Raw genomic sequence first — 19,245 nt, 5'->3', positions numbered from 1 at the left:
GTTAGGGTACTACAGTTTAAAACCGGTAGCCACAATGTAGACTTCTCGTGAACGGGCACGGGAGGAGTCTGGTTTACGTATCTTGACGGCAGAAAAAAGTTTACGAATTTCATTGAGATAGGCATCAAAACCCTCTCCCTGGAACACCTTGACCACGAAACTGCCGTTGGTACGCAGGACCTGATTGCACATGTCCAGCGCCAGCTCGATCAGATACATGGAGCGTGCCTGGTCCACCTGCGGGGTACCGCTCATGTTGGGCGCCATGTCAGACATGACGACATCAACCTTGTCCGGGCCCACCCGTGCCAGCAAGGCGCCGAGCACAGTTTCCTCCCGAAAGTCCCCCTGCAGGAAATCGACACCGGCGATGGAATCCATCGGCAGAATATCGCACGCGATCACCCGCCCGTTGTCACCCACCTGATTGATGGCAAACTGGGACCAGCCACCGGGGGCCGCCCCCAGATCCACCACCGTCATGCCCGGTTTGAGCAATTTGTCCTTGCCCTGGATCTCATCGATCTTGAACACGGCGCGGGAACGCAGTCCCAACTTCTGGGCTTTTTTGACGTAATGATCGTCAAAATGTTCTTTTAACCAGCGGGTTGAACTGGGGGAATGTTTTTTCTGGGTCATGATTGTCGACTTTAAAAAACCACAAGGGTTATTAGTATTAAGGGCTAAGTGGGGGTAGAATACGCCCCTTTCAACCCTGACTTATGAAGAAATTGCCATGATTCTCAACAATAAACAGAAACAGTACCTCAAGGGCCTTGCCCACAGCCTGAAGCCGGTCGTCCTCTTGGGACAACACGGCCTGACTGAAGGTGTGCTGGCCGAGATCGATCTGGCGCTGAACCACCACGAGCTGATCAAGGTTAAGGTGTCGTCTGAAGATCGTGAGATGAAACAGCTGGTGATGGAAGCCATCGTCCGTGAGACCGGCTCCATCAAGGTACAGAGCATGGGCCATGTGCTGACCATCTATCGTCAGGCGACTGAACCCAAGATCCAATTACCGCGCAAGTAACAGGAAAGAGCATTCGCTCTTTCCTTCATTTCCCTTCTTCCCAAGTCGCTTGCCAAAATAGTCGCCAGGCCCTTAACCTGCGATGAATACTTGCGGACATCCACTATGGACAAGCATCAGATCCTCACCGAAGAAGAGCTGGCCATGCTGCAGGACTTGGGAGACACCGAGGACAAGGCCCCCGGCCAGTTCCTGCGCGGTTATCTGAACCTCCCCCTGCTCAGCCTGCTGCAACGGGCCGATCCCCTGGTCCTCGAGGCCCGGATCGCCGGCCATCAGCTGCGCTTTCCGCTGCACTGCACCGAAGACGAGGAGGGTCACACCGAGCTGCGCATCGCCGCCCCGAGCATCACCGAGTTGGGCTACCCTCATCTGCGCGCCTGGCGCCTCGATGAGAAGGCCAGCCTGCAGACGGCCGATGGCGACTATTCGGTCCACAGCCTGTCGGTCGGCGGCCTGATCGTCGAAGGGCTGCCAGCGGCGCTGACCAAGGGGGATGCCCTCAACGGCAGCCTGCAGATCGAAGGGTTGCCCCCTCTGCCACTGAGCGGCACCCTGATCAGGCGCATCCGCTCGCGCAAGCAGCGGCACGACTGGGCCCTGCAGTTCGAGCTGGACAAAACGGACCGGGAACAGCTGCGAGACTGGATCTTCCAGCGTCACCAGGACGCCTTCGTCCAGGAATACCAGGCGGACTAAATACAACAGGGGAGCCTCGCTCCCCTGTCTGTCAGTCGCCCCTCCAGCTTAGAGGTAGACAACCTCCAGGATCTCGTACTCCACATCACCGCCTGGCGTCTTGACGATGGCGACATCGTCCACTTCCTTGCCGATCAGGGCACGGGCGATGGGGGAGTTCACGGAGATCATGTTCTGTTTGATGTCCGCCTCGTCGTCACCCACGATGCGATACACCACTTCCTCTTCCGTCTCGCTCTTGAGCAGGGTCACGGTCGCACCGAAGATGACGCGGCCATTGTTGGTAATCTTGGTGATATCGATCACCTGAGCATTGGAGAGCTTGCTCTCAATCTCCTGAATGCGGCCTTCACAAAAACCCTGCTGCTCGCGAGCGGCATGGTACTCGGCGTTTTCTTTCAGATCACCATGTTCACGGGCATCAGCAATCGCTTCGATAATCTGGGGACGCAGCTCGCTCTTCAGATAGTCGAGCTCTTGACGCAGCTTTTCGGCGCCGCGAACAGTCATCGGAGTATGATTCATAGTCGAAACCTGGGTTGCTTTATAAAGAGAAGCTGCGGCAATCAAAGAGAGCCGCAGCTATCGGTTCGGATGAGGCATCTTAATATGAAGCCGCCACAAAATCCATGTCAGCCCCTGCGAGCAGGATCGCGCTTTGCGCCTAATGCTACTTCTGGCCGGACACGCCGATCGGTGCCGACACCGTCGGTTTACCCTGCATGATGGCGATCTCCACCCGCCGGTTCATGCGCCGGTTCTCCGGGCTGTTGTTCGGGACCAGCGGCTGGGAATCCGCCATGCCCTGCACCACCAGGCGTCCTCCGTCGAAGCCGGGCACCTTGATCATCTGATGGGCCACCGCCACCGCCCGTTGGGATGACAGCTCCCAGTTGGACTCGAACAGTTCGTCCTCGGTGGCGACATCGTCGGTGTGGCCGGAGACGGTGATCTCCCCCGGCACATCCTTGAGCAGGGCCGCCACCTTGCGGACCACCGGCCAGAACTGGGGCTGCAGGAAGGCCGAGCCCGCAGGGAAGGCCGCCTTCTCGCGAATGCGGATGATGATCTGCTGACCGAGCGCCTCTATCTCGATGGCCCCGTCCTGGATCTGGGCCTGCAGTTGCTCGGCCAGCATCTTGGCCAGCTCGTTGGACTGCGCCTGCGCCTTCTGGGCCAGTTGCGCGGTCTCGCCGCCACTCAGTTTGCCATCCGTCTTGTCCTTGCCACCGGCCTGATCCGCCTCACCGGGCTGGAACTCCAGCTCGGTCTGAGTCAGGTCTATGGTCTGTTGCATGATGGTATCGATGGGAGTCGGTTCGGGCCGACCCGGCCTGAACTCCTGGGCGATGACCGAGGTCCCCTTGGGAATGTCTTTGACCTCCAGGATATTCTGCACCCCGAAGGCCTTCTCCATGGAGCCGGCGATCTGCTTGAACTTCTGCACATCCATCTCGGCGAAGGAGAGCAGCAGCACGAAGAAGCACATCAGCAGCGACATCAGATCGGCGAAGGTACCCATGTAACCGGGCAGCCCGGGCGGCGGACACTTGCACTTTGACATGCGGCCTCCTACTCGAGCCCGTTGTTGCGTTTGGACTGATGCAGATAGTTCTGCAGCATCGCCTGGATCACTCTGGGATTCTGGCCATCCTGGATGCCCATGATAGCGTCAAGGATCAGGGTCCGGCTCAGGCGCTCCTCGCCGCTGCGCAGCTCCAGCTTGTCGGCGATGGGGATGGCGATCATGTTGGCCTCGATGGCGCCATACAGGGTAGTCAGCAGGGCCACCGCCATGGCCGGGCCGATGGATTTGGGGTCGCTCATGTTGGCCAGCATGGCCACCAGTCCCACCAGCGTCCCTATCATGCCCATGGCAGGGCCGAGGTCGCCGAGGGCGCGAAACACCTTGATGGCGATGACGTGACGCTCCGAGGTCAGCTCTATGTCCTTCTCCATCACGGCCCGCACCACGTCGGCGTCATGGCCGTCCACCAGCATGTCGATTCCCTTCTTCATGAAGGTGTTGGGGATCTCCGCCGCCTCCAGGGCCAGGAAGCCCCCCTTGCGCGCCGAGTCGGCCAGCTCGACCGCCTTGGTGATCAGATCATCCAGCTTGTCGCCCTTGTACATGAAGGCCTTGCCCGCCACCTTGAACGCCATCAAGAACTGGCTGAGGTTGAACTTCATCATGGCGATGAACAGCGAACCCAGTATGGTGATATAGACCGAGGGCATATCCACGTACATGGTCATGGGGCCACCCAACGACATACCGTACACCACGACCCCGAACCCCAGCACTATGCCTATCAGACTGCCTAAATCCACATCCCTACTCCTGTCGCCGAACTTGCCATTTATTTATACTTTGTTGAATTTTCTGCTATTGCGCCTCGGGCGGCAAGCCTGACACAGCTCAACGGCCGGCAAGCCATGCATGGTTGCCGGCCCGCTCTTATCGGCCGCGGTCGCGATAGTTTGAGCGCGGCGCGCTTTTCTGCCTCCCCCCGCTGCCCGGTCGATGTTAAGATGAGCCGTTTTTTTCAATCCCCGAGGATGGACATGGCCAGTAAAAAAATCGACCGTCTGAGTTTTGATGCCACCCTGGAAGAGCTGGAAGCCATAGTGCATCAACTTGAACAGGGGTCACTCCCCCTCGAGGAGGCGCTCAAGCAGTTCGAACAGGGCATCCATCTGGTCCGGGCCGGTCAGCAGAAGCTGGAGCAGGCCGAGCAGAAGATCCAGATCCTGTTGACGCAGGCCGATGGCAGCGAGCAACTGACCCCCTTTCGACCAGAGCAAGGAGAGCAGTGAGTGACGCTGGACGACTTCTCCCGCCTGCACCGTCGTCGCATCGACGACTGTCTGTCGGCGCAGCTTGACGCCTTGCCCGCCATGGCGCCTCGCCTGCGGGACGCCATGAAATACGGTCTGCTGCTCGGCGGCAAACGGGTACGCCCCTTCCTGGTCTACGCCGTCGGCGAGATGCTGGGGGTGCCGAGTGAGCGGCTCGACGGGCCGGCCGCCGCGGTGGAGTGCATTCACGCCTACTCCCTGCTGCACGACGATCTGCCCGCCATGGACAACGACGATCTGCGTCGCGGCCAACCGACCGTGCACAAGGCGTTCGATGAAGGCACCGCCATCCTGGCCGGCGATGCCCTGCAGACCCTGGCGTTCTCGATCCTGGCGGACCATCCCCTGCCCGACTCGCTTCTGGCCAACCGGGTGAAGATGTTGAGTACCCTGGCGCGCGCCTCGGGTTATCTCGGCATGTGCGGCGGTCAGGCGCTGGATCTGGAGGCCGAGAGCCGCCAGATCAGCCTCGCCGAGCTGGAGCAGGTGCACCGCCACAAGACGGGGGCGCTGATCGAGTGCGCCGTCACCCTGGGTGCCCTGTGCAAGGCCGATGTGGCCCCCGCCACCCTGGCCGCGCTGCAAGCCTATGCCGCCGCCATCGGGCTCGCCTTCCAGGTGCAGGATGATATCCTCGACATCACCGGCGATACCGCGACCCTGGGCAAGCCGCAAGGCTCGGATCTGGCGCAGGAGAAGAGCACCTATCCGGCCCTGCTCGGGCTCGATAATGCCCGTGAGCTGGCTCGCGAACTGCATGACAAGGCCTTAACAGCACTGCAATCCTTGCCCTACAATACCGACATTCTGGAAGCGTTTGCCGATTACATCATCGAGCGAACCCACTAAACGCTGGATAACAGTAACAATATGAGCGTTGATATAAGCAATTTCCCCAACCTGGCCCTCGCGGATACGCCGGTCGAGTTGCGATCCCTGCCCTTCGAGCGGCTGCCCGTGCTGTGCAACGAGTTGCGCGAGTACCTGCTGCGCTCGGTGAGCCGCTCCAGCGGCCACTTCGCCTCCGGTCTCGGCACCGTCGAGCTGACGGTGGCGCTGCACTACGTCTACAACACCCCCTTCGATCGGCTGGTGTGGGACGTGGGCCACCAGGCCTATCCCCACAAGATCCTGACCGGCAGGCGCGAACGCATTCACACCATTCGCCAGAAAGACGGCCTGCACCCCTTCCCCTGGCGCGACGAGAGCGAGTATGACGTGCTCTCCGTCGGCCACTCCAGCACCTCCATAGGTGCGGCACTCGGCATGGCGGTCGCCGCCGAGCGCGAAGGGCTGGGTCGCAAGGTGGTGGCGGTGATCGGCGATGGCGCCATCACCGCCGGCATGGCATTCGAGGCGCTCAATCACGCCGGTGACGTTCACAAGGACATGCTGGTGGTGCTCAACGACAACGAGATGTCCATCTCCGAGAACGTGGGCGCGCTCAACAACCATCTGGCCCGGCTGATGTCCGGCAAGCTCTACACCACCATCCGCGAAGGCGGCAAGAAGGTGCTGGCGGGTCTGCCTCCGGTCAAGGAGCTGGCCAAGCGGGCCGAGGAGCACCTCAAGGGCATGGTGGTGCCTGGCACCCTGTTCGAGGAATTCGGCTTCAACTACATAGGCCCCATCGACGGCCACGACATCAACGCCCTGGTCGAGACCCTGCGCAACATGCGCAACCTCAAGGGGCCGCAGCTGCTGCACGTCAAGACCAAGAAGGGCAAGGGTTACGAGCCGGCCGAGAAAGATCCCATCGGTTATCACGCCGTGCCCAAGTTCAACCCGGACGACTGTGCCCTGCCCAAGAGCGGGGGCGGCAAGCCGACCTTCTCCGCCATCTTCGGCCAGTGGCTGTGCGACATGGCCGCCAGAGACGAGAAGCTGGTCGGCATCACCCCCGCCATGCGCGAGGGCTCGGGGCTGGTCAAGTTCAGCCAGCAGTACCCGGATCGCTACTTCGACGTGGCCATCGCCGAGCAGCATGCGGTCACCTTCGCCGCCGGCCTCGCCATCGCCGGCCAGAAGCCGGTGGTGGCCATCTACTCCAGCTTCCTGCAACGAGCCTATGACCAGCTGATCCACGACGTGGCGCTGCAAGGGCTGCCGGTGCTGTTTGCCATCGACCGCGCCGGTCTGGTGGGGGCCGACGGCCCCACCCACCAGGGCGCATTCGACATCAGCTTCCTGCGCACCGTGCCAAACATGGTGGTGATGACCCCCTCCGACGAGAACGAGTGTCGCCAGATGCTCTACACCGGCTACCAGTGCAATCAGCCGACTGCGGTGCGTTATCCCCGTGGCAGCGGCGCTGGCACCGAGATCATGAGCGAGATGACGGCGCTGGAGCTGGGCAAGGGCCGCATCCTTCGTGAAGGCAAGGGCACCGCCATACTGGCGTTTGGTACCCTGCTGCATCAGGCCAAGGCCGCCGCCGAGACGCTGGACGCCACCCTGGTGGACATGCGCTTCGTCAAACCCATGGACGAGGCACTGGTGCTCGCCCTGGCCGCCACCCACTCCCAGTTTGTCACCCTGGAAGACAACGCCATCATGGGCGGTGCCGGTTCGGCGGTGAACGAGCTGCTGATGCGTACCAAGCAGTGCAAGCCGGTGCTCAACCTGGGCCTGCCCGACCGCTTTATCGAGCAGGGCACCCAGGAGGAGATCTACGCCCTGCTGGGACTCGACGACGCGGGCATCCTGGCCAGCATCCAGGCCTGGCAACAGGCCTGACGAGCCAGCACACAGATAGAAAAAGGGCGCCGAACAGGCGCCCTTTTTTATTGCTTGATGCGATCTGGATCAGGCCATCAGCCCTTGTAGATCTTCGGGTTAAACACATCCCGCAGCCAGTCGCCGAGCAGGTTGATCACCAGCACCAGCACCACCAGACAGATCCCCGGGAAGGCGGTGATCCACCAGGAGCCGGAGAAGATGTAGTTGAAGCCCACGCTGATGAGGGAGCCGAGCGACGGCTGATCCACCGGCATGCCGAGACCCAGGAAGGAGAGCGCCGCCTCACTCATGATGGCGTTCGCCACCTGCACGGTGGAGATGACCAGGATGGGCGACAGGCAGTTCGGCAAGATGTGACGGAACATGATGCGCGGGGCGCGGAAACCCATCACCTGCGCCGCTTCCACATACTCCTTCTTCTTCTCGGCCAGCACCGAGGCGCGCACGGTACGGGCGTACTGCGGCCACTCGGCGATGCCGATGATCACCACCAGCATGACGATGGCGAACTCGGAGTAGACCTCGGAGCCAAAGCTGGCCTGGAAGATGGCGGAGATGATGATCGCCACCATCATGGTGGAGAACGACAGTTGCACATCGGCGAAGCGCATCAGCAGGTTGTCGATGCGGCCACCGAAGTAACCGGCGATGAGGCCGATGACGATGCCCAGCACCAGTTGCAGCCCCACCGCGAACAGGCCTATGGTGAGCGAGATGCGGGCACCGTAGAGGATGGTGCTCCAGATGTCGCGGCCCTGGTTGTCGGTGCCGAGCCAGAAGCGCTCCTCGCCACCACTCAGCCAGGAGGGCGGCAGCTCCGCATCCATCAGATCGAAGCTGGTCTGATCGTAGACGTTGTGCGGCGCGATCCAGGGCGACAGCAGTGCGGCCAGCACGAACACCACGAACACGGCGAAGCTGAACATGGCTACTTTATCGCGCAGGAAGTAGTAGACGATGTCGGAGTTCTTGAATCGAGCCCAGCGGCTTGGGCTCGCAGTTACTGCATTACTCATGCGCTTACCCCTTCGTAGCCAGGTAGACAGCCGGGTTGATGACACGGCCAGCATGGTTGCGCCATGTCAAACAGCGGCTCACAGTCACAGCATTAGTCATGTGTTACCCCTTGGCGGTCAAGTTAACGGTCGGGTTGATAAACCCGTAGAGCAGGTCGACCAGGGTATTGGTCACCACGAAGATCAGCCCGACGAAGATGACGTAGGCGGTGATCAGCGGCGTATCGACCCGGTGGATCGCCTCGAGGAACAGGAAGCCCGTGCCCGGCCACTGGAACACGCTCTCGGTCAAGATGGTGTAGGCCACCATGGTGCCGATCTGCACGCCGCCGACGGTGATCACCGGCAGCATGGTGTTCTTGAGTGCGTGCTGATAGTAGACCTTGTTGTTGTCCAGCCCCTTGGCGCGCGCGAACTTGACGTACTCGGAGGAGAGCTGCTCCAGCATCTCGGAGCGCACCAGCCGGATAAACAGCGGCAGCATGATGGAGGAGAGCGACACCGCGGGCAGGATCAAATGCTTGATGCCATCCCAGGTGAAGAAGCCCGACTCCCAGCCCAGCAGGTTGTAGGTCTCGCCACGGCCATAGGCCGGCAGCCAGCCGAGCTGGATGGAGAACACGAACATCAGCATGATGGCGGTCAGGAAGACCGGGATCGAGATGCCGATGCTGCTCACCGCCATGATGAGCTTGGTCAGGAAGCTGCGTGGCCTTATCGCCGAGTAAACCCCCAGCGGAATGGAGACGGCGACGATGATCAGCGCGGCGGCAAAGACCAGCTCAAGAGTAGCCACCAGCTTGTCGAGGATGACCTCGAGGGCTGGTCGCTTGAAGAAGTAGGAGGTGCCCAGATCCCCTTGCACTGCGTTCTGCAAGAAGCGGCTGTATTTCACCAAAAAGGGATCGTTAAGGCCCATCTTTTCGCGCAACTCATGGCGCACGGACTCGGAGACGGATTGTCCCACCAGCTCGCGCAGCGGATCCCCCAGGTTGTCCTGGATGGAGAAGGCGACCAGGCTGATGACGAACATCACTATCACGGCCTGATAGAACCGTTTCAGCAGGAATGTAAACATGCTTGTCCTTCTACGTGGCCTGTGTCTTGGCACAGGCTTCTGTTAATGGCGGGGGCGCCGATGGCTGCCCCCGCCGGGTCCTTCCTTGCGACTCTACTTACTTGTTGACCACCAGGTCACCCAGGTAAGGGAAGTTCATCACGTTGACCACCGGCTTGATGTCGACGTTCTTCTTGGCGCCATAGGCCAGGTCTTCCCAGTGCAACGGCACATAGGCAGCGTCGTCGATCAGCATGGCTTCCACCTTCTGCAGGATGGCGGCACGCTTGGCCGGATCTGTCTCGGTGTTCGCTTCCATCACCATCTTGTCAGCTTCTGCGTTGGCATAACCGCCGCAGTTGTACTGACCCATGCCGGTCTTGGCATCCTTGGTGAAGGTCAGGAACTCGAAGAAGTTCGCACTGTCTTCGGTGTCCGCATGCCAGCCAATCAGCTGCATGTCGGAGGCGCACTTGTCAAACTCGGGCCAGTACTGGGCCACCGGCATGGTCTTCAGATCCACCTTGATGTTGATCTTGGACAGCATGGCGGAGACCGCCTGGGCGATCTTGACGTCGTTGACGTAACGGGCGGCCGGGGAGATGAAGCTCACTTTGAAGCCCTTCTCGTAACCGGCTTCCTTCATCAGCTCCTTGGCCTTGGCCAGATCATACTGGGGCTTGAGCGCCTCGTTGTAGCCGGCATAGCCTTTCGGGCTCAGCTGGCCGGCCGGGGTGCCGAAGCCTTTGTTGATCTTGTCGACTATGCCCACCTGGTTGATGGCGTAGTTGATCGCCTGGCGCACGCGCTTGTCTTTCAGCGCCGGGTTGGTGTTCTGGTTCAGCTCGATGATGATGGCACGGGTACCGGACAGGGTGACCAGCTGGGAATCCTTGCCGTTCTTCACGCGCTCCAGATCGTTCGGGGCGACCGGGTAGATCATGTCCACGTCACCACCCAGCAGGGCGGCTACGCGGGTTGCATCTTCCTTGATCGGCACCACGGTCAGGTTCTCGACGTTACCCTTGGAAGCCTTGTCCCAGTAGTTGGCGTTGCGAACGTACTCGAGCTTGACGCCCTGCTCACGGAACTTGACGCTGAACGGACCTGTACCTGAGACATGGGTGGAGGCATAGGAGCTGCCGTTCTTGACGATCTCGGCCTTGTCTTTGCCGGCTTCATCCTTGCCGGTGTAGAACTTGGAGTCCATCGGGAAGATGTAGGTGACGGTCTGCAGCACCAGCGGGAACGGCTTGGCGGTGATCAGATCGACGGTCAGGTCATCGACCTTCTTCACCTCGGCGATGGGGTCGAAGATGGCCTTGAAGTCGGGAGAGGCCTTCAGGCGGTTGACGGTCCAGACCACGTCATCGGCGGTGAACGCGTTGCCGGAGTGGAACTTGACGCCCTTGCGCAGGTGGAAACGCACTGTCTTGTCGTCGATGCGCTCAAATTTCTCGGCCAGGCGCGGCTCGAACTGCAGATCCTGGGTGTAACGCATCAGCGGATCGAACACCAGGTGAGACATCTCCAGGGTCTGGCCGGAGAGCTGCTCCTGCGGATCCAGCGAGGTGGCGTCGGAGGCGACGGCCACTGTGATGTTGGCGGCAGAGACGTTAAACGCGAGACCAGCGGCGAACAGCGCCATGGCAATCTTGGATAATCCTTTCTTCATGTCTTTCTCCATGCTTTTGGCTTTTTTATTGACACTATCGTTGATAAACAGACCGGCGAGCCGGTGCTTTCCTAGCTTGCGATTTCCAGCCCCTCGCGGGACATTCCCTTAAATTCCGGCATGAGGGAGATCAGCTTGCGGCTGTACTCATGCTCGGCATTGGTAAAGAGTTTCTCGGTCTCGGCCACCTCCACCAGATGACCGTGCTGCATCACCCCGATGCGATCACACATCTGGCGAATGACCGGCAGGTCGTGGCTGATGAACAGCATGGTGAGCCCAAGCTCCTGTTGCAAATCCTTGAGCAGGTTGAGGATCTGGGCCTGCACCGAGACATCCAGCGCCGAGGTCGGCTCGTCGCAGATGAGGAAGCGCGGCCGGGTCGCCAGGGCGCGGGCGATGGAGATGCGCTGGCGCTGGCCACCGGAGAACTCGTGGGGATACTTGACCCCTGCCCCCCGGCCGAGGCCGACGTGATCCAGCAAGTCGCTCACTATCCCTTGGATCTGGCTCTCGCTGCTGGCTAGTTTATGGAAGCGAATGGGCTCGGCGATGATGTCACGCACCTTCATGCGCGGGTTCATCGAGGAGTAAGGGTTCTGGAACACCATCTGCATCTGGCGGCGCAGCGGGCGGCGCTCATGCTCCCCTTTCAGGGCGGTGAGGTCGATCCCCTCGAACACTATCTTGCCGGTATCGGGCGGATAGAGGCCGGTGATGGCACGGGCTATGGTGGACTTGCCGGAGCCCGACTCCCCCACCAAACCGAAGGTTTCCCCCTCGAAGATCTCGAAGCTGATGTTGTTGCAGGCGCGCACATACTGGCGACGGCTCGGGAAGATGGAATTCTTGGTGACGAACCTCAGATCCACGTTCTCCACCCGCAGCAGCGCGCCTTCATAGCTGCGCTCATCCTGGCTCTGGCCGAGCCAGTGGGTCTTGAGATCGATGCTGAGATCCGGCGCGCTGGCGTCTTCGATGTAGGAGACCAGCGGGAAGCGCACCAGTTTGACGTCGGAGCGGGGCACCGCCGAGATGAGGCTACGGGTATAAGGGTGGCTGGGGCTACCCAGCACCTGTTCGGTGGTGCCGAACTCCACCAGATCGCCGCGATACATCACCGCCACCTTGTCGGTGACGTTGGAGACCACGCCCATGTCGTGGGTCACCAGCATGCAGCCCACCTGACGCTCCTTGCAGAGGTTGCGAATGAGCTGCAGGATCTGGTCCTGAATGGAAACGTCCAGCGCCGTGGTCGGCTCATCGGCGATGATGAGCTCGGGATCCCCCGACAGGGCGATGGCGATGACTACCCGCTGGCGCATGCCACCGGAGAATTGATGAGGATACTGCTTGATGCGCACGTCCGGCTGCGGGATCCCGACCGCGCCCATCAGCTCAAGCGCCTTGGCAAAGGCGGCGTCGCGGGAGAGATCGGTATTGGCCAGTATGGTCTCCACCAGCTGCTGTTCGACGGTGAACAGCGGGTTGAGGGAGGTCATGGGATCCTGGAAAATGAAGCCGATACGGGAGCCACGGATGGCCCGCATCTCGTTCTGGCTCTTGCCGGAGATGAGCTCGCCATTGAGGTAGATGTCACCCCGGGCGATGCGGCCGGGTGGGCTCAACAGATCGATGACGGCATTGCCGATGGTGGATTTGCCGGCACCTGATTCGCCGACCACTCCGACGATCTCTCCCTTTTCGACAGAGAAAGAGAGATCCTTCACCGCGGCCAGCACCCCATAGCGGGAGGGGTACTCGATCCGCAAGTTTTTCACTTCGAGCAAGGACATGGTTACCTCTGCGGGGGACATCCGTCCCAAATAATTCGTCCGTAAATCAGCCGCAGATGCTGGTTGTGCCTTGGGTACTTATCTTGAGTGCTTAGTGTGAGTAAGAAACGCTCAATCCATGAGGCAGCCAAACCAGCGATCCGGGCGGGTTTTTTGCATTTTTTTGGAATAACCCGCGAGTAAGTTAGTCGGTTTGCCCGCGGGTGTAAATGATCCAGTTATACAATTTCGCAATACTTTGCGCAGATAACACACTGACCATAGGCGTAAAATGTCGATATAAATCACATTACCAGAGATTGTGATGGCGATGCGAGCGATTGTCTTATTTAAATTTCAACAATGACGCAACAAGCAACCGTATCAACTATTCCACCTAGCCTAGCAAGGCTCGAATGAGTAGTGAATATTTATGTGAAATGATTTTTTAACGACAGCATATCTGGATGAAGGAAAAGTAAGCAGAGGTAAATAGGGGGAAAGCAGCATGTTCCGCCGCAGGGCCGATCGGCCCAAGGGACAGGAAGCGGCCATAATTGCATACAAAACAAGGGGGGCAAATCGGCCCGGCATGAAGCCGGGCCTGCACTCATCTGGTAGGGCGCTGACTCACAGGCACCAGAGTGCCAGCAGCTGCATGCACAGCAGGGCGAACAGGCCGGCGATGAGATCGTCCAGCATGATGCCGACGCCGCCGTGAATGCGGCGATCGAACCAGGAGATGGGCCAGGGCTTGAGCACATCGAACAGCCGGAACAGCACGAATCCGGCCAGTACCCACTCCCAACCGGCGGGGGCCGCTATCATGGTCACCCCGAAGCCTATCACCTCGTCCCAGACGATGGCGCCGTGATCCGGCATGCCGATGGCGTCGGTGGCCCCCTGGCAGAGCCAGATCCCCACCACGAAGCCCACCGCCAGCAGGGCGATGAACCAGGGGGTGGAGAGCCCGCTCGCCATCAGGTAGAGCGGTATGGCCACTAGGGTCCCCATGGTGCCCGGCGCCCTGGGTGACAGACCGGCGCCGAACCCCACCGCCAGCAGGTGGCGGGGATTCTTCAGGTTCAGCTTCTTCAGCTCGGGTTTTATCATGCGAAGTGATCCCAACCCTTGAGGTGAAGCTCGACCGGCAGCTCGCCCCGCACGTAGTCGATGCCCGGCTCGCCCGCCAGGATGCGACCGATGCGGGTGAACTTGACGCCACAGTTGGCGAGCGCCGTGTCCAGCACGCCGCGATGATCCTCCGGCACTGTGAAGCAGAGCTCGTAATCATCGCCGCCGGCCAGCGCCAGTTGCCAGGCATCCCGCTCGGGCACCGCATCCTGCAGCACCGGCGAGAGCGGCAGCAGGCCGAGATCGATCTGCGCCCGCACCCCGGAGGCCTTGAGGATGTGACCGAGATCCGAGGCCAGGCCGTCGGAGAGATCCAGCGCACTGTTCGCCAGCCCGCGTAGCGCCTGCCCCGCCAGGATGCGGGGATGGGGATGATCGAGGCGCGGCAGCACCGCGGCCAGCTGGTTCTCGTTGAGTGCCCGCTTGCCGAGCAGGTGGGACAGTGCCAGGGCCGCGTCCCCCAGGGTACCGGTGACATAGATGCCGTCGCCGGCCTTGGCACCGCTGCGCAGCAGCGCCCGCCCGGTCGGCACGGATCCCTTCACCGAGACGGTGATGGAGAGCGGCCCGCGGGTCATGTCCCCGCCCACCAGCGCCACGTTGTAGTATTCGGCGAGCTCGAGGAAACCCTCGGCGAAGCCGGCGACCCAGGCCTCGTTGATGGCAGGCAGGGTCAGCGCCATGGAGACCCAGCGCGGCTCGGCGCCCATGGCGGCGAGATCGGACAGATTGACCGCCAGCGCCTTGTAGCCGAGATCCACCGGATCCATGTCGGGAAAGAAATGCACGCCGCTGACCAGGGTATCAGTGCTCACCGCCAGCTGGGTATCGGCGGGCAGGGTCAGCAGGGCGCAGTCATCTCCAGGGCCCATCACCACGTCCTTGCGGGCGTGGGGGACCTTGAAGTACTTCTCAATCAGCTCAAATTCACCCATACAGTAAAAAGCCAGCGGTTAGGCTGGCTCCTCTCTTAATGCTGATGGACGGCAGGATCAACGCTTGCTCAGCGTCTTGATCACCTTGTCCAGTACACCGTTGACAAACTTGTGGCTGTCATCGGCAGCAAAGGCTTTGGCCAGCTCGATCGCTTCGTTGATCACCACACGGGGCGGCACATCATCACGACGGGTCAGCTCGTAGGTCGCCAGACGCAGGATCGCCTTGTCCACCATGTCCACTTCTTCCAGCGGACGGGAGAGGAAAGGTGAGAACACCTTGTCCAGCTCGTTGCAGTGAACGGCTACCCCGAACAGCAGATCGCGGAAATAGCTCAGGTCCACACCCTTGGTGTCCTGATCGATCTTGAACTGCTCTTCGATGTCGCCCACGTTGGCCTTGGTCATCTGCCACTGGTAGATGGCCTGGGTGGCGCAATGGCGGGCTTTACGGCGCTCGGACGGTTTCAATGTATTTATTCCTCAAGCTGTTTCAGGACGTTGATCATTTCGAGCGCGCTCAGTGCAGCCTCTGCACCCTTGTTACCCGCCTTGGTACCGGCGCGCTCGATGGCTTGTTCAATGTTTTCGGTGGTCAGCACACCGAAGGCAACCGGAATCTCATATTCCATCATTACCTGGGCCATGCCCTTGCTGCTCTCGCTTGCCACCAGCTCGAAGTGGTAGGTACCACCGCGGATGACGGTGCCCAGCGCGATGATGGCATCGTATTGACCACTCTTGGCCAGCTTCTTGATAGCCAAGGGAATTTCGACGGCACCCGGCACTCGTACCAGGGTCAGATTGCTGTCCTGGACCTGGCCTTGACGCTTCAGTACATCCACCGCACCATCCACCAGGCTTTCATTGATGAAGCTGTTGAAACGGGCAACGACAATAGCAACACGCGCCTCGGGAGCGGCGATATTTCCTTCGATAATCTTCATTGGAAATCCTGTCTCTGTGCAATCAAAAAGGGCCGGAGTCAAAAGTGCGCACATTCTAGCACAACAGACCCACGACAAAAACCATGCCCGCACGAGGCGAGCATGGTTTGGCGATTCATGCGGCCGCCACGTTGATCCGCCAGGGGAGCCCATGGCATGCCCCGGGCGGGCACGGCAGCCGCCTCCTCCTCCGTCCGGCGCTTATTCGCCGACGTACTCCACCACTTCCAGGCCGAAGCCGCCGAGGGCGTGATATTTCTTGGGGGAGCTCAGCAGCCGCATCTTGCCGACGCCGAGCGCCTTGAGGATCTGGGAGCCCACGCCGACCCGGCGCGAGGTGCCCTGCCACTTGGCCCCTTCCGGTTGCAGCCCCTTGTCGGCGGCCTCGAAGGCCTTGACCCGGGCCAGCAGCTCATCACCCTGGGCTTCAGCCCCCAGGATCACCAGCACGCCGCCCTCCTCGGCGATACGCGCCATGGACTTGGGCAAGGGCCAGCTGCGGGCGCTGTGACGGTCGGTCAGCAGCAGATCGCTCAGCACGTCGTGCAAGTGGACCCGCACCAGAGTCGGGGTATCGGCCTGGATATTCCCCTTCTTCAGGGCGAAGTGCACCTGGTTGTCGATGGTGTCGCGGAAGGTGATGAGGTCGAATTCGCCATGCTCGGTGGGCAGCTTGCACTCGGCCACCTGCTCGACCGTGGTCTCGTGCTGGTTGCGGTACTCGATGAGGTCGGCGATGGTGCCGAGCCGGATGCCGTGCTGCTCGGCGAACACTTCCAGATCCGGGCGACGGGCCATGGTGCCATCTTCGTTGAGGATCTCGACGATGACGGAGGCCGCCTCATGGCCCGCCAGCCGGGCCAGATCGCAACCCGCCTCGGTGTGACCGGCGCGGGTCAGCACGCCACCATCCTGCGCCATCAGCGGGAAGATGTGGCCAGGCTGTACCAGATCGGCGGCCTTGGCGTTCGGGGCCACCGCGGCCTGTACGGTGACGGCGCGGTCGGCGGCGGAGATGCCGGTGGTCACCCCTTCGGCGGCCTCTATGGTCACGGTGAAGGCGGTAGAGAACTGGGCGTTGTTGCGATCAACCATCAGCGGCAGCGCCAGCTGCTTGCAGCGATCCCGGGTCAGGGTCAGGCAGATCAACCCACGGCCGTAACGGGCCATGAAGTTGATATCTTCCGGCCGGACACAGGAGGCGGCCATGATGAGGTCCCCTTCATTCTCCCTGTCTTCGTCATCCATCAGGATCACCATCTTGCCAGCCTTGATATCGGCAATGATTTCCTGGGTTGTGCTCAGCGCCATGGGCTACTCCATCAACATGCTTCGGGGATTGAGCCTGCAGGCTCGACTTGATACTGCGTCATTCTGTCCTAGATGGGGGCGCAGGCCCCCATTTCAACCGGGGCGGGATCACAGAAAACCCTTTTCGTTGCCCGCCACCTCCTCACTGGAAGCCGGATTGCGCCAGCTTCTCCAGGGTCAGGCTAGAGCCGCCGCTCTCCTGCGCCTTGCCCTGCATCAGTCGCTCCAGATAACGGGCTATCTGATCCACCTCGAGGTTCACGCGATGGCCCGGCTTCCAGCGGGCTATGGTGGTCTCCTGGGCGGTGTGGGGCACTATGGTGAGGCGGAACAGGTTGCCCTGCACCGCATTGACCGTGAGGCTGATGCCATCCACCGCGATCGAGCCCTTCTCGGCGATGTAGCGGGAGAGCTCCGCCGGCGCAACTATCCAATACTCGATGGCGCGGCCGCTGCTGGACTTGCTCTTCACCTCCCCCACCCCATCCACGTGACCGGAGACCAGGTGGCCGCCGAGGCGGGAAGTCGGCATCAGCGCCTTCTCCAGGTTGACGGGATCGCCCACCTTGGCCGCGGCGAAGCCGGTGCGGGACAGGGTCTCCAGGGAGACGTCGGCGGTGTAGCTCTTGTCCCCCAGGCTCACCACCGTCAGGCAGACGCCGTTGGTGGCGATGGAGTCGCCGAGTTTTATGTCGCTGAAGTCCAGGCTGGGGGCGTGCACTGTGAGGGCCATGTCCTCCCCCTGGCGGCGCAAGGCGGCCAGGGTACCCATCGCTTCGATAATGCCGGTAAACATGCAGATCACCTTGATGATGACGGGGCCCAACCGGCCCCGGCTAAGCGTTGAAGAGTCAGACCACCCGGGCCGTGATGCGGATATCCTGCCCCACCAGCCGCACATCCTTGATGTTGAGCTTGGGTGCCAGGAACAGGCGGGTCAACTCGGGCAGATGGAACAGGCCGCGCCCCTCATCCCCCAGCAGCTTGGGAGCCTGATAGAGCACCAGCTCATCCACCAGCCCCTTGCCCAACAGGGCGCCGCACAGCCGCGGCCCCGCCTCCACCAACACTGAGTTGATGTTCTGCTTGGCCAGCAGCATGAACAGGCTGACCAGATCCAGCTTGCCATCCAGCAGCGGCAGCTCCAGCTGCTGCACCCAGTCGGGCCAGTCACCGCCGACCTTGTGACGGGCCAGCAGCACGGGCCCCGTGGTCTTGAACAGCGGCAAGTCAGGGGTCAAGCGGTTCTGGGAGTCGATGATGACCCGCAGCGGCTGACGCAGGGCCTCCTTGGGATAGACCGCCTTGACGGAGGCGGGCAGCTCGTCCCAACGCACGTTGAGGGAGGCGCCATCGGTCAGCACCGTCTCGGCGCTGGAGAGCACGGCGTCGTGGCGGGCCCGCAGGCGCTGCACGTCGGCGCGGGCCAGGGGGCCGGTTATCCACTGACTCTCGCCGCTCGCCATGGCGGTGCGGCCATCCAGGCTGGCGCCCAGCTTGACCGTCACCTGCGGGAAGGCGGTGCGCATCCGCTTGAAGAAACCCGGGTTAAGCGCCTCGGCCTCGGCGCTGAGCAGGCCGAAATCGGCCTTGATGCCGGCCTCCGACAACATGCGCAGGCCACGGCCCCCCACCTGGGGATTGGGATCCACCATGGCGGCGACCACCCGGGTCACCCCGGCCTTGATCAGCGCCTCGGCGCAGGGTGGGGTGCGACCATGATGGGAGCAGGGCTCCAGGGTCACGTAGGCGGTGGCGCCGCGGGCCTCTTCACCGGCGGCATGCAGCGCATAGACCTCGGCATGGGGTTCGCCGGCACGCTGGTGCCAACCCTCCCCGACCACCACCCCGGCCTTCACCAGCACGGCGCCGACGCAGGGATTGGGGGCCGTGGTGTAACGACCACGGCGGGCCAGTTCGAGGGCCCGACTCATCCATTGGTAATCATCTTGACTAAACATCTGGGCTCCCGTTCAAAGCGAGAAAATGGGCGTTGTAGGTTCGATTAGCGCGTCCTAATCGGACGTTGGGGAAGCTTATTTCTCCAGCTTGGCGATCTCTTCAC

At 61.4% G+C, this 19,245-nt stretch carries 20 protein-coding genes; 5 read left to right on the top strand and 15 right to left on the bottom strand.

The window, feature by feature from the left end; all coding sequences use genetic code 11:
• Positions 1 to 9: 9 nt before the first annotated feature.
• Positions 10 to 639 carry a 23S rRNA (uridine(2552)-2'-O)-methyltransferase RlmE gene (rlmE, locus tag AACW18_RS03305; RefSeq protein WP_042652793.1) on the bottom strand — a complete coding sequence of 210 codons (630 nt, stop codon included), beginning with the start codon at positions 637 to 639 and terminating at the stop codon, positions 10 to 12.
• Between the two features lie 97 nt (positions 640 to 736).
• Between rlmE and yhbY the strand changes: the two genes are divergently transcribed.
• Together yhbY and AACW18_RS03295 are read left to right on the top strand one after the other, a co-directional pair.
• Positions 737 to 1,033 (top strand): ribosome assembly RNA-binding protein YhbY, encoded by a 297-nt coding sequence (gene yhbY, locus AACW18_RS03300; RefSeq protein WP_042652794.1) that lies wholly within the window; start codon positions 737 to 739, stop codon positions 1,031 to 1,033.
• A gap of 105 nt (positions 1,034 to 1,138) precedes the next feature.
• Positions 1,139 to 1,732 carry a PilZ domain-containing protein gene (locus AACW18_RS03295; protein ID WP_218387837.1) on the top strand — a complete coding sequence of 198 codons (594 nt, stop codon included), beginning with the start codon at positions 1,139 to 1,141 and terminating at the stop codon, positions 1,730 to 1,732.
• A gap of 48 nt (positions 1,733 to 1,780) precedes the next feature.
• Here AACW18_RS03295 and greA read toward each other — a convergent pair whose 3' ends face one another.
• From greA to pomA, 3 genes are all read right to left on the bottom strand, one after another.
• The gene (gene greA, locus AACW18_RS03290; RefSeq protein ID WP_042652796.1) at positions 1,781 to 2,257 is read right to left on the bottom strand and encodes a transcription elongation factor GreA; all 477 of its coding nucleotides are present in this window, start codon (positions 2,255 to 2,257) and stop codon (positions 1,781 to 1,783) included.
• A 145-nt stretch (positions 2,258 to 2,402) separates the two neighbouring features.
• Positions 2,403 to 3,296, bottom strand: coding sequence for a flagellar motor protein MotB (locus tag AACW18_RS03285; RefSeq protein WP_218387836.1), 894 nt, complete (start codon positions 3,294 to 3,296; stop codon positions 2,403 to 2,405).
• 8 nt (positions 3,297 to 3,304) lie between these two features.
• Positions 3,305 to 4,063 (bottom strand): flagellar motor protein PomA, encoded by a 759-nt coding sequence (pomA, locus tag AACW18_RS03280; RefSeq protein WP_042652798.1) that lies wholly within the window; start codon positions 4,061 to 4,063, stop codon positions 3,305 to 3,307.
• Between the two features lie 234 nt (positions 4,064 to 4,297).
• On the opposite strand from pomA, the gene xseB reads away from it, so the two are divergent.
• From xseB to dxs, 3 genes are read left to right on the top strand one after another with little or no spacing between them, the layout of a single operon-like run.
• Positions 4,298 to 4,549, top strand: coding sequence for an exodeoxyribonuclease VII small subunit (gene xseB / locus AACW18_RS03275; RefSeq protein ID WP_042652799.1), 252 nt, complete (start codon positions 4,298 to 4,300; stop codon positions 4,547 to 4,549).
• Positions 4,550 to 5,440, top strand: coding sequence for a (2E,6E)-farnesyl diphosphate synthase (gene ispA / locus AACW18_RS03270; RefSeq protein WP_218290550.1), 891 nt, complete (start codon positions 4,550 to 4,552; stop codon positions 5,438 to 5,440).
• A 21-nt stretch (positions 5,441 to 5,461) separates the two neighbouring features.
• Positions 5,462 to 7,327 (top strand): 1-deoxy-D-xylulose-5-phosphate synthase, encoded by a 1,866-nt coding sequence (gene dxs / locus AACW18_RS03265; RefSeq protein ID WP_218387835.1) that lies wholly within the window; start codon positions 5,462 to 5,464, stop codon positions 7,325 to 7,327.
• Between the two features lie 77 nt (positions 7,328 to 7,404).
• Here the strand turns inward: dxs and AACW18_RS03260 are convergent, their stop codons facing one another.
• The 11 genes from AACW18_RS03260 to ribD all read right to left on the bottom strand — a co-directional run bounded on the left by AACW18_RS03260 (position 7,405) and on the right by ribD (position 19,141).
• Entirely contained in the window at positions 7,405 to 8,346 is a 942-nt protein-coding gene (locus AACW18_RS03260) for an ABC transporter permease (protein ID WP_042652802.1), read from the bottom strand.
• A 103-nt stretch (positions 8,347 to 8,449) separates the two neighbouring features.
• Positions 8,450 to 9,424 carry an ABC transporter permease gene (locus AACW18_RS03255; protein ID WP_042652803.1) on the bottom strand — a complete coding sequence of 325 codons (975 nt, stop codon included), beginning with the start codon at positions 9,422 to 9,424 and terminating at the stop codon, positions 8,450 to 8,452.
• A gap of 97 nt (positions 9,425 to 9,521) precedes the next feature.
• A complete protein-coding gene (locus AACW18_RS03250; RefSeq protein ID WP_218290548.1) occupies positions 9,522 to 11,078 on the bottom strand; it encodes an ABC transporter substrate-binding protein in 1,557 nt (518 codons plus the stop codon).
• A 71-nt stretch (positions 11,079 to 11,149) separates the two neighbouring features.
• Positions 11,150 to 12,874, bottom strand: a complete 1,725-nt coding sequence (locus tag AACW18_RS03245; protein WP_042652805.1) for a dipeptide ABC transporter ATP-binding protein — start codon at positions 12,872 to 12,874, stop codon at positions 11,150 to 11,152.
• 609 nt (positions 12,875 to 13,483) lie between these two features.
• Positions 13,484 to 13,966, bottom strand: a complete 483-nt coding sequence (locus tag AACW18_RS03240) for a phosphatidylglycerophosphatase A family protein (RefSeq protein WP_218387834.1) — start codon at positions 13,964 to 13,966, stop codon at positions 13,484 to 13,486.
• Positions 13,963 to 14,922 carry a thiamine-phosphate kinase gene (thiL, locus tag AACW18_RS03235; RefSeq protein ID WP_042652807.1) on the bottom strand — a complete coding sequence of 320 codons (960 nt, stop codon included), beginning with the start codon at positions 14,920 to 14,922 and terminating at the stop codon, positions 13,963 to 13,965. Before thiL ends, AACW18_RS03240 begins: the two co-directional genes overlap by 4 nt.
• A gap of 57 nt (positions 14,923 to 14,979) precedes the next feature.
• Complete coding sequence (gene nusB, locus AACW18_RS03230) at positions 14,980 to 15,393, bottom strand: transcription antitermination factor NusB (protein WP_042652808.1); 414 nt, start codon at positions 15,391 to 15,393, stop codon at positions 14,980 to 14,982.
• Between the two features lie 5 nt (positions 15,394 to 15,398).
• Positions 15,399 to 15,869, bottom strand: coding sequence for a 6,7-dimethyl-8-ribityllumazine synthase (ribH, locus tag AACW18_RS03225; RefSeq protein ID WP_042652809.1), 471 nt, complete (start codon positions 15,867 to 15,869; stop codon positions 15,399 to 15,401).
• Between the two features lie 201 nt (positions 15,870 to 16,070).
• Complete coding sequence (gene ribBA, locus AACW18_RS03220) at positions 16,071 to 17,180, bottom strand: bifunctional 3,4-dihydroxy-2-butanone-4-phosphate synthase/GTP cyclohydrolase II (RefSeq protein WP_218387833.1); 1,110 nt, start codon at positions 17,178 to 17,180, stop codon at positions 16,071 to 16,073.
• A 142-nt stretch (positions 17,181 to 17,322) separates the two neighbouring features.
• The gene (locus AACW18_RS03215; RefSeq protein ID WP_218387832.1) at positions 17,323 to 17,976 is read right to left on the bottom strand and encodes a riboflavin synthase; all 654 of its coding nucleotides are present in this window, start codon (positions 17,974 to 17,976) and stop codon (positions 17,323 to 17,325) included.
• 55 nt (positions 17,977 to 18,031) lie between these two features.
• A complete protein-coding gene (gene ribD, locus AACW18_RS03210) occupies positions 18,032 to 19,141 on the bottom strand; it encodes a bifunctional diaminohydroxyphosphoribosylaminopyrimidine deaminase/5-amino-6-(5-phosphoribosylamino)uracil reductase RibD (protein WP_218387831.1) in 1,110 nt (369 codons plus the stop codon).
• Positions 19,142 to 19,245 lie beyond the last annotated feature (104 nt).

The sequence above is a fragment of the Aeromonas sp. sia0103 genome (assembly GCF_963895295.1).
GTDB lineage: Bacteria > Pseudomonadota > Gammaproteobacteria > Enterobacterales > Aeromonadaceae > Aeromonas > Aeromonas encheleia.
This window is presented reverse-complemented; position numbering and strand designations above follow the sequence as displayed.

What these genes read in the sequence shown, in the direction of transcription:
- rlmE (WP_042652793.1), bottom strand. Translation starts at nt 639, where the DNA reads ATGACCCAGAAAAAACATTCCCCCAGTTCAACCCGCTGGTTAAAAGAA.
- yhbY (WP_042652794.1), top strand. Translation starts at nt 737, where the DNA reads ATGATTCTCAACAATAAACAGAAACAGTACCTCAAGGGCCTTGCCCAC.
- AACW18_RS03295 (WP_218387837.1), top strand. Translation starts at nt 1,139, where the DNA reads ATGGACAAGCATCAGATCCTCACCGAAGAAGAGCTGGCCATGCTGCAG.
- greA (WP_042652796.1), bottom strand. Translation starts at nt 2,257, where the DNA reads ATGAATCATACTCCGATGACTGTTCGCGGCGCCGAAAAGCTGCGTCAA.
- AACW18_RS03285 (WP_218387836.1), bottom strand. Translation starts at nt 3,296, where the DNA reads ATGTCAAAGTGCAAGTGTCCGCCGCCCGGGCTGCCCGGTTACATGGGT.
- xseB (WP_042652799.1), top strand. Translation starts at nt 4,298, where the DNA reads ATGGCCAGTAAAAAAATCGACCGTCTGAGTTTTGATGCCACCCTGGAA.
- dxs (WP_218387835.1), top strand. Translation starts at nt 5,462, where the DNA reads ATGAGCGTTGATATAAGCAATTTCCCCAACCTGGCCCTCGCGGATACG.
- AACW18_RS03260 (WP_042652802.1), bottom strand. Translation starts at nt 8,346, where the DNA reads ATGAGTAATGCAGTAACTGCGAGCCCAAGCCGCTGGGCTCGATTCAAG.
- AACW18_RS03255 (WP_042652803.1), bottom strand. Translation starts at nt 9,424, where the DNA reads ATGTTTACATTCCTGCTGAAACGGTTCTATCAGGCCGTGATAGTGATG.
- AACW18_RS03250 (WP_218290548.1), bottom strand. Translation starts at nt 11,078, where the DNA reads ATGAAGAAAGGATTATCCAAGATTGCCATGGCGCTGTTCGCCGCTGGT.
- AACW18_RS03245 (WP_042652805.1), bottom strand. Translation starts at nt 12,874, where the DNA reads ATGTCCTTGCTCGAAGTGAAAAACTTGCGGATCGAGTACCCCTCCCGC.
- AACW18_RS03240 (WP_218387834.1), bottom strand. Translation starts at nt 13,966, where the DNA reads ATGATAAAACCCGAGCTGAAGAAGCTGAACCTGAAGAATCCCCGCCAC.
- thiL (WP_042652807.1), bottom strand. Translation starts at nt 14,922, where the DNA reads ATGGGTGAATTTGAGCTGATTGAGAAGTACTTCAAGGTCCCCCACGCC.
- ribH (WP_042652809.1), bottom strand. Translation starts at nt 15,869, where the DNA reads ATGAAGATTATCGAAGGAAATATCGCCGCTCCCGAGGCGCGTGTTGCT.
- ribBA (WP_218387833.1), bottom strand. Translation starts at nt 17,180, where the DNA reads ATGGCGCTGAGCACAACCCAGGAAATCATTGCCGATATCAAGGCTGGC.
- AACW18_RS03215 (WP_218387832.1), bottom strand. Translation starts at nt 17,976, where the DNA reads ATGTTTACCGGCATTATCGAAGCGATGGGTACCCTGGCCGCCTTGCGC.
- ribD (WP_218387831.1), bottom strand. Translation starts at nt 19,141, where the DNA reads ATGTTTAGTCAAGATGATTACCAATGGATGAGTCGGGCCCTCGAACTG.